We start from the raw sequence: 7,937 nt of genomic DNA, 5'->3' as shown, positions 1-7,937 counted from the left end.
CCCCTATTCCGAGCCGCTGGAAACGGCGATGCTGCCAAGTGCCGAGAAGATCCGCACCGCCGCGCTGAAGACGCTGAAGTGACGGAGGCGGCGGCGATGGCGACCCATCCGATCAGCATCGACAGCGCCGGCGGCGAATACATGGAAGCCGTGCTGGTGATCGCCTGGGCGGTGAAGCCAGGCGATCCGGTCAAGGCCGGCGATCTGGTCGTCACCGTCGAGACGGCCAAGGCCGCGACCGAAATCGAAGCCGACCGCGACGGCTGGCTGGCCGAAATCTTCTTCGCCGAGGGACAGGAAGCGCCGGTGGGCGCCGTGCTCGGCACGATCGCGGACGCGAAGCCGATGGCTGGCCAGCCAGCCTCGGTCGGGCCGGCGACAGCAGCCGCCGCGGCAGCCAATCCGCGCGAGCTTGTGGCTGACGAAGCCTCTTCCTCCATCCGGCAGCCTGGCAGCCGCCCGATCGCCAGCCCGCTTGCCCGGCGCCTTGCCGCCGCGGCCGGGCTCGACCTTGCCGCCATTTCGGGAAGCGGGCCGCGCGGACGGATCAAGAAGCGCGACATCGATGCCACCCTTGCCGCTCGCACGAACGAACAGGACGGTGCAGGCCAGCGGGCGCCAGCCGCAGTCCAGGCATCGCCTGTCGCCGCGCCGGCCCGGCAGACGGTGCCGGTGGTCCTCATCCACGGCTTCGGGGCGGATCGCTCCGTGTGGCGGCAGGTTGTCCCGTTGCTCGGGCCGGGGATCGAGACGATCAGCCTCGACTTGCCCGGCCATGGTACGGAAGCGGCAAGACCTGCAAGCATCATCGAGGAGATCGCCTTCCTCCTCTCCGACCGGCTGGAGGGGATGGGCGTCGGCAATGCCCATCTCGTCGGCCATTCGCTCGGCGGCGCGGCGGCTCTGGCGCTCGCACGACTGGGCCGTTTTACGGTACGCTCTGTCACACTCCTTGCCCCTGGCGGGCTCGGCCCCGAGATCAATGCGGGCTTCCTTGCCGGGCTCGCCCGCGCAACAACCGTCCCGGCGCTTGAGCGATGGCTGGCGGTCATGGTCGGCGACCCCTCGGCCCTGCCGGTCGGTTATGCGCAGGCCGCACTCAGACAGCTGGAAAAGACCGGCAATCGCGACGCGCTCACTGCGATGGCCGAAAGCCTGTTCCCGGACGGCACGCAGGGTTTCGATCTCGCGGGCGCGCTTGGCGAACTCGCCGTCCCGACGCGGCTCATCTGGGGCAGGCTCGATCGCGTCATCCCGGTCGCCCATGCGGCCCGCGCGCCGGGCTTCACTGCCGTTCATCTTCTCGATGGCGTTGGCCATGTACCGCAGATCGAGGCACCGGCGCTCACCGCCCGGCTCATCGCCGATACGGTGCGAAGTGCCGGCTGAGCCGGCAAGACCATCACGCCCGCGTCAAGGGCGCCACGACAGAATGTCAGAAGGAGTGCCGATATGATCTTCGACCATCGCACCTACACCGCCCGCCCCAACAAGCTGTCGCATTTCCTCAAACTCTACGAGGACGTCGGCCTGCCGATGCAGCGGCATTATCTGGGCGAGCCCTTCGGCTTCTTCCAGACGCATATCGGCGACCTCTCGCGCACCGTGCATCTGTGGAGATATGAAAGCCTTGCCGACCGGGAGGAGCGGCGCGACCGCATGGAGGCAGACCCGGAATGGCAGGCCTACCGGCGCAAGGTGATCGAGACCGACTATCTGCTCGACATGCGCAACCAGATCCTCAAACCCGTCTCGTTCTTCAATCCGGGAAAATAAGATGGACCTGACTTTCTCGACCGAGGGGCGCAGCTGGCCGCTGCGCCTGACTGGCGATGCCGAGCGCACGCGCCGCGCGCTGCTTTCGGCCTTGCCGATGCGTCTGCAGCTGCACACGCCGAAGATCGCCGGCAGCCATATCTATTGGCATGCTCCCTTCGTCGAGGATATCGAGGGTGCTACGCATGTGCTTTCCGCGACCGCCGGCGCATTCATCTACTGGCCGGTGCGGCAGTTCCTCGAAATCACCTTCGCGCCGCTTCAGGCGGAGAATGCCGAGATCACCGTTCTCGGCCATCTCGACGCGCCGGTGGAAGGCATTGCCGAACTTGCCGCGACACTGAAACAGGACCAGGGCCGCCGCATCCTGGAAGGCACGCTTGTCCGGTCGGATGGCGGCGTGTCCGAGCCTTCGCCGCCATCGTCGCTGCCACAGGATATCATTGCCGCTCGCAAGGCGCTGTGGGTGTTCTGTCCCGCCGACATCAGCCGGGTCACCGCGTCACGCGCCATCATGCACCCGGCAGGGCCTGTCTTCACCGCGGAATCAGAAGCGCGGGTGCTGCACGAATTCCTCTGGTGGATCCGCGCCGAGCGCGGCCGGAAGGACGAATTGGTGCTGCGCCAGGCGGCAGCAATCGCGCTCGACAAGACCGCGACCCGGCTACGCGATTTCTGCCACATGGAGGAAACGCCTGCCCTGCTTTTCCGGCTCAAGGCGGCGATGGACGGCAACTATCCGCTCGGTGCGCTGATGGACGAGGCGATCCTGGCTACCGGGCGGGTTGGCGCTTGGATCGATCTTCTCATCCCGTGGAACGACCTCAACGAGGCCTTCCGCGCTGCGCTTGACGGCAGGAGGGCCGGATGATGGAAAAACTGACCATCGGCATTGTCGGTTTCGGCGTCATCGGGCAGCGCTGGACGGCTTGCTTTGCCCATGCCGGCCACGCGGTGCGCGTGTTCGACCCGACAGAGCGGCGCGAAGCGGCTTTCAACGAGGTGCTGCCTGCACTCATGGCCGACCTAGACGCGTTGAAGGGATCCTCGCCCTCGCCCGGCGAGATCCATCTTTTTCCGACGCTCGCCGAGACGCTCCAAGGCGTCGATTTCGTGCAGGAGAACGGTCCGGAAGACCTGGCCCTCAAGCGCCGGCTGCTCGCCGAGATCGAAGATCATGTCGGTGACGAGATCGTCATCGCCTCCTCCTCCTCGGCCCTGCTGGTGTCCGACATGCAGGGCGAGTGCCGCCTGCCCGGCCGCGTCGTGCTCGGCCATCCCTTCAATCCAGCGCATCTGATGCCGCTGGTCGAGATCGTCGGCGGCAAGACATCGGATCCACAAGCGATCGCCCGCGCACGCGCCATCTATGAAGCCATCGGCAAGAAGCCGGTAACGCTCAACCGGGAGGTGACCGGCCATATCGCCTTGCGCCTGATGGGCGCCATGTGGCGCGAGGCGATCGCTCTGGTGCGAGACGGCGTCGCCTCGGTCGAGGACGTGGATCGTGCCTTCATGTATGGGCCGGGCGCGAAATGGACCCTGCAAGGTTCGTTCATCTCCAACAGCCTCAACGCCGATGGCATCGAGGACTTCCTGCGCAAATATGGCCCGACCTATCAGGCGATCTGGGACACGCTGCTCGACGCAAAGCTTGACAGCGAGACCATCCGCTCGATCACAGCTTCGACAAATGCGGCGGTAGGCGGGCGCAGCCACGAGGATCTGAAGGCCGCGCGCGAGCCTGGCCTGGTCGGCATTTTGAAAACAGTGGCCGCACACGGTGCACTCTAATCGTCACGGAGAATGGCCATGACCTATCGCACCGCCCTCGTCACCGGCGCCTCGAAAGGCATCGGCGCAGCGATCGTCGAGAGCCTGATCGCGGAAGGATTGACCGTCCATGCGCTGGCGCGCAGCCGTGGCGCGCTACAGGTCCTGCAGGAGAGGCTCGGGCCACGCGTGAAACCGCTTGTCGCCGATGTGCGCGACAACGAGGCGATCGCTTCTGCGCTCGGTGCGGCGGAAATCGATGTCCTGGTCAACAATGCCGGCGGTTTGGCGACCGTGCGCCCCCTGCACGAACAGAGCGCGGAGGAAACAGCCGAGGTGGTGGCGCTGAACCTCACCGCACCCTTGCAGCTCATCCGCATGTTGCTGCCGGGCATGATCGCGCGCAAGCGTGGCCACATCTTCAACCTGACCAGCACGGCAGCCAGCGGCGTTTTTCCCGGCACGACGACCTACGGTGCGGCCAAGGCCGGCCTTTCCCAGGCCGGTCGCATCCTGCGCTATGATCTCGCGGGCACCGGCGTGCGGCTGACCGAGATCGCCCCGGGCCGTGTGGAAACGGATTTCTATCTGAAGGCCTTCGACGGCGACCGCGAGGGCTTGCGCAAGCGCATGTACTCGCAACAGCGGCCGCTCGGCCCGGCCGACATTGCCGCCGTGCTTGCTACCGCGCTGCGGATGCCGGATCATGTCGACATCAGCGAACTGACCGTCGCGCCGAGCGAACAGGCGCCCGGCGGCCATACCTATCCGCCCGCGCCGCAACGATGAGCATGCGTGGCGTCAGCGACGCCGCGCCTCAGTCCGGCTCGGTCAATTTGTCGAGCACGGCCGTGCAGGCCTCCTCCCAGGCCGCAGGCACTCCGCGCGCCGAAAGCACCTGCAGACCCCGCTCGGTGATGCCGCCCGGTGTCACCAGCTCCTCGAGCATCTGATGCATCGGCTGGTCTTTCTCCTCAATCAGCCGCCCGGCGGCCACGAACGTCATCGCCGTCAGCCGGCGGCCAATTGCCGGATCGAGACCTCGCGCGCTCGACCATTCAGTCGTCCTGCGGATCAGATCCTGCACCCAGCCATAGATGGCGGCATTGACCGTCGCCAACTCGAAGTCCGTTTCGCTGGCCAGAGCGATCGAGGGGCCAAGCCAGTCGAGGACCGCCCGCGCCTGCTCAAGGTCGGGGAAATAGATCGTCGGACTGGCACAGATTTCGGAAGCCGTGAACGGCATGGCGCGCACCGCGCGCGCAGGCGCGACAGCAAACCGCGATAGCGCTACGCCGGCGCAAACCGAAACCATTGTTTGGTCCGTGCGCCACGGCAGGCCAGCGACCGCATCCGGCGCATGCACGGGCCGCACCGCAACAATGACGACATCGGACTGTTCGACGAGATCGCGATTGTCGATTGCCAGCCGAAAACCGTGCCGGGCGGAGAGCGCCGCCGCCTTGCCCCGCGGCGACAGCACGATCGCCGCGGGATCAAGCCCGGAACGCAAGAACCCAGCCAGCATGGACGTCGCCAGATGCCCGACCCCAAGAATGCCTACAATCATTGTTGTCCCCCGGATTTGAACCTGCTGCTTGCCATTCACACGAAGTTGGGAAAGAAAGGCGGCTCTACAAAGTGTCGACACAGCCTGCATACAAATCAGATGAGAACCGACGTGACCGAACGAGCCGAGACCAGTGCCGATAGCGACCCGTCCCTTGCCGCTGAAGCGGAGACGCGCCGCGCTGCCGATAGCAGCGAACGCGCCTACAACACCATCCGCAAGCTCCTGGTCGAATTCAAGCTGAAGCCCGGAGAGCGCATCAACGAGGTCCAGCTTTCGCGCGGCCTTGGCCTTTCGCGCACACCGATCCGCGAGGCGCTGAACCGGCTCGCCTCCGAGGGTTTCGTTTCGCTCACGCCCAATCGAGGCTTTTTCGTCAGAAGCCTCAGCACCGAGGGCCTGCTCGATCTCTACGAGTTCCGCTCGATCATCGAGTGCGCTGCTTTCAAGCTGATGTGCGAGCGCGCCGACGACAGCGAAATCGACCGGCTGCGGAGCTACTGGGAAGCGATCGTCGACGCCTACCCGGACCAGCCGCCGGATGTCATCCTGGCCGAGGACGAAGGCTTCCATCTGCTCATCGCCGAACTCTCCGGAAATCCGGAACTTGTCGGCCAGCTCAGCTCCATCAATGCACGCATCCGCTTCATCCGCCGCATCCAGATCGAACATCCTTCGCATGACAAGGCGCAGATCACCTCCCATTCGGCCATCGTCGAGGCTGCCGTCAAGCGCGATGCCGAGAACGGCGCGAAACTGTTGCGCGAACATATCGAAATGACCGTCTCCGCCACGCAGCAAGCGCTCAAGGACGCCTTGCTCAAGGTTTTCGCGCCCGACAATGGCGCCGAGCTGAAGCGTCGCCGAAGGGCTCGCGACGCATAATCGATATCTGAGCACAAAATTGAACGCAATAGTGTCGACACTTTCTTGACGACGATCCCTTTGTCTGCTTCGATGGGCTTACACGGGGAAGAAGACCGCAACGGCCTCCCCTGTCGTAGTCAGCAGCTAAGGGGAACCATGATGAAAAAATCTATCGCCACACTTCTTCTCGGCGCCTCGCTTTTTGCAGCGCCGGCCATGGCCGAGCAGATTACCGTCGGAATGTCCGCGCCGCTCTCGGGCGCGCAGGCCTATTTCGGCAGCACCTGGCACAATGGCTTCAAGCTCTACGTCGACAGGCTGAACGCCGATGGCGGCGTCAATGGCGTCACCATTGCCTATGACCAGCAGGACGACAAGGCCGACCCGCGCGAGGGAACGCTCGTCGCCCAGAAATTCTGCGACAATGACAAGGTCGTGCTTGGCCTGGTGAACTTCAATTCCGGCGTCGCCCAGTCGACGCTGCCAATCTATGAAGACTGCACGCTGCCGACCATGACCTTCGGCTCCAATCCGTCTCTCACCAAGCAGGGCTACAAGTTCATGGTGCGCCCGGTGGCCAACGATCTGGCCGGCGCATTGTTGCCAGCCGAATATGCGCTGGGCAAGCTCGGCGCCAAGACTGCCGTGATCGTCAACGACAAGCAGGTCTTCGGCCAGGGCATTTCCGAAATCTTCGCCAAGAACTTCGAAACCGGCGGCGGCAAGGTCCTCGATACCATTGCCGTGGCGCCATCCGACGTGGACTTCACCGCTGTGCTGGCCCAGATCAAGTCCAAGAAGCCCGATGCGATCTATCTCGGCGCCGTCATGCCGCAGCTTGCGCTGTTTGCCAAGCAGATGCACGAGCAAGGTATCGCCGCCGTGCTAATGGTGCCGGACGGCGGCTACACGCCGGACCTCATCAAACAGGCCGGCGAAGCCAATGTCCAGGGCACGCTTGTCGCGATCCAGGTGCCGCCGATGGATGCCTCCCCCGAGATCGCCGATTTCGCCAAACTCTACAAGGCGAAATATGGTGAGGAAGCCGGCCCGTATTCGATCTACGGCTATGTACAGGGCCAGATTTTGGAACAGGTGCTGAAAACGACGAAAGGCCTCACGCGTGAGGACCTCAACGCGGCATTGCATGCAGTTAAGGCGAAGACCGTCGTCGGCGAGCTGGAATTCGACGAAACCGGCGAACTCAAAGTCGCCCCATCCTACCTCTACAAGGTGGAGGGAACGGGCTTCCATCTCGTCGGTTCGAAATAGCAGCCAGACCGCCGGAGCCGCATCGCTACGCGCGAAGCGGCTCCTTCACCTGTTGACGGGCGTGCCTGCCGCAAGTACGGGCGGCCACGTCGACCATTCCCCTTCCCGGTTCGACCGGTCCATGGGGTTGCAGGCACAGGACGCCGGCCCATGCTGGGAAATCTTATCCAACAAACGGTAAATGCCCTGACCATCGGCTCGATCTACGCCCTGATCGCGCTCGGCTACACCATGGTCTACGGCGTGTTGCGCATGATCAACTTCGCCCATGGCGAGATGTTCATGCTCGGCGCCTATGTAGCGTTTCTGGCGCTCAGCCTGCTGGTCGGCGATGTCGGGATGTCGGGCGCGCTGGCGCTTACCGCGGCCTTTCTCGTGGCGATCTTCCTCGTCGGCCTCATTGGAGTCGGCATCGAAAGGGTCGCCTACAAACCGCTGAGAAGCTCCACCCGGCTCGCGCCGATGCTGTCCTCGCTCGGCGTCTCATTGTCGCTCGTCACCGGGGTGCAGATCCTGGCCGGCCCACAGCCAGTCGCCTTTCCCAGCTTCTTCCCCGTCGTCCGATATCAGGTGATGGGCGGCACCATCACCTTGATGCAGATCGGCATCCTGATCGCCGCCTTCGTGCTGATGTTCGGCCTGCATGTCCTAGTCAACCGGAGCCGTATCGGCATCATCG

General features: G+C 64.3%; 9 protein-coding genes. 8 read left to right on the top strand and 1 reads right to left on the bottom strand.

Annotated features, from left to right (window positions below; genetic code table 11):
* The 5 genes from EN879_RS15970 to EN879_RS15950 form a co-directional block, all read left to right on the top strand.
* A partial coding sequence (locus EN879_RS15970) for an alpha/beta fold hydrolase (protein WP_206520957.1) occupies positions 1-1,389 on the top strand: 1,389 nt, incomplete at its 5' end.
* A 63-nt stretch (positions 1,390-1,452) separates the two neighbouring features.
* Positions 1,453-1,776 (top strand): NIPSNAP family protein, encoded by a 324-nt coding sequence (locus EN879_RS15965; RefSeq protein WP_063168741.1) that lies wholly within the window; start codon positions 1,453-1,455, stop codon positions 1,774-1,776.
* Between the two features lies 1 nt (position 1,777).
* Positions 1,778-2,647 (top strand): hypothetical protein, encoded by an 870-nt coding sequence (locus tag EN879_RS15960; protein WP_063168742.1) that lies wholly within the window; start codon positions 1,778-1,780, stop codon positions 2,645-2,647.
* Positions 2,644-3,570, top strand: coding sequence for a 3-hydroxyacyl-CoA dehydrogenase NAD-binding domain-containing protein (locus EN879_RS15955; protein ID WP_063168743.1), 927 nt, complete (start codon positions 2,644-2,646; stop codon positions 3,568-3,570). Before EN879_RS15960 ends, EN879_RS15955 begins: the two co-directional genes overlap by 4 nt.
* An 18-nt stretch (positions 3,571-3,588) precedes the next feature.
* A complete protein-coding gene (locus tag EN879_RS15950; protein ID WP_063168744.1) occupies positions 3,589-4,338 on the top strand; it encodes an SDR family oxidoreductase in 750 nt (249 codons plus the stop codon).
* A gap of 28 nt (positions 4,339-4,366) precedes the next feature.
* Here EN879_RS15950 and EN879_RS15945 read toward each other — a convergent pair whose 3' ends face one another.
* Positions 4,367-5,119: an NAD(P)-binding domain-containing protein gene (locus EN879_RS15945; RefSeq protein WP_063168745.1), complete on the bottom strand. Its 753-nt coding sequence runs from the start codon at positions 5,117-5,119 to the stop codon at positions 4,367-4,369.
* Between the two features lie 111 nt (positions 5,120-5,230).
* Here EN879_RS15945 and EN879_RS15940 point away from each other — a divergent pair, with 111 nt between their 5' ends.
* The 3 genes from EN879_RS15940 to EN879_RS15930 all read left to right on the top strand — a co-directional run.
* On the top strand, positions 5,231-6,004 hold the full coding sequence (locus EN879_RS15940) for a GntR family transcriptional regulator (protein ID WP_063168746.1): 774 nt from the start codon (positions 5,231-5,233) through the stop codon (positions 6,002-6,004).
* A gap of 141 nt (positions 6,005-6,145) precedes the next feature.
* Positions 6,146-7,258, top strand: coding sequence for a branched-chain amino acid ABC transporter substrate-binding protein (locus EN879_RS15935; RefSeq protein WP_063168747.1), 1,113 nt, complete (start codon positions 6,146-6,148; stop codon positions 7,256-7,258).
* A 150-nt stretch (positions 7,259-7,408) separates the two neighbouring features.
* Positions 7,409-7,937: branched-chain amino acid ABC transporter permease (locus EN879_RS15930; RefSeq protein WP_164774428.1), on the top strand; the 529-nt coding region annotated here is incomplete at its 3' end.

This window comes from Mesorhizobium sp. M7A.F.Ca.AU.002.02.1.1, from assembly GCF_003998535.1.
Lineage (GTDB): Bacteria > Pseudomonadota > Alphaproteobacteria > Rhizobiales > Rhizobiaceae > Mesorhizobium > Mesorhizobium ciceri.
Note: the sequence above shows the minus strand (reverse complement) of the source record. Positions and strands in the feature narration are given on the sequence as shown.